This window comes from Hymenobacter agri (assembly GCF_054778495.1).
Genome location: NZ_BAAGZM010001196.1, coordinates 1 through 657 on the forward strand (window position 1 = coordinate 1; position 657 = coordinate 657).

A 657-nucleotide genomic window follows, 5' to 3' on the forward strand; every position below is an offset into this window, starting at 1 on the left:
CGGCCGGGGCGGTTTGGGCGTGGGCGGGCAGGGTGGCGGCCAAGAGCAGGCCACCGAGGGCGAAGGAAAGGGAGCGCATCAGCAAGGAATAAAAAGTGGCGTGGAAGTAGGTAACGTGAAGGCCTGCCGCTAGTGCCCGAAGCGGTAGCGCACGCCCAGGGCCGAGCTGCCGGTGAGGCCCAGCGGGGCCGGCCGGGGGGGCTCCCCGGTCAGGGCCCGGTTCAGGGTGAAGTCGTAGAATAGCTCAACGTGCCGGCTCAGGCGGAAGCGGGTGCCCAGGCCCGCCGTGAGCAGCAGCACCGAAGCCGCCTGCTGGTTACTGAAGCTGCTGGTGTTGCGGGTACCGCCGAGGCTGTCGGTTTGCGTGCCCCGGCTGTAGTTCCAGCCATTCTCCAGGCCCAGGCCGCCCAGCGCATCGAACTGCACCCGGTGGGCCGGGTTGGCCGTGAGCGTGTAGCGCGCCAGGGCCGACACCGTCAGCACCCGCGTGGTAAAGGTGTGGTCGAAGTCGAAATAATCGCTCGACGACGCCGTCGAGGCGTAGTAGCCCTTGCCGGCGTAGTGAGCGGTGTTGCCGCTGTAGGCCAGCCCCAGCTGCAACGCCAGGCGCGGGCGCAGTTGGTAGCCGCCCACCAGCTGCACGGGCACCCGGGTCCC

At 69.3% G+C, this 657-nt stretch carries 1 protein-coding gene; it reads right to left on the reverse strand.

Annotation, left to right across the window (positions count from 1 at the left end; all coding sequences use genetic code 11):
- Positions 1-129: 129 nt before the first annotated feature.
- The coding region (locus ACYVDE_RS25290) for an outer membrane beta-barrel protein (protein ID WP_460504271.1) at positions 130-657 on the reverse strand (528 nt) is incomplete at its 5' end.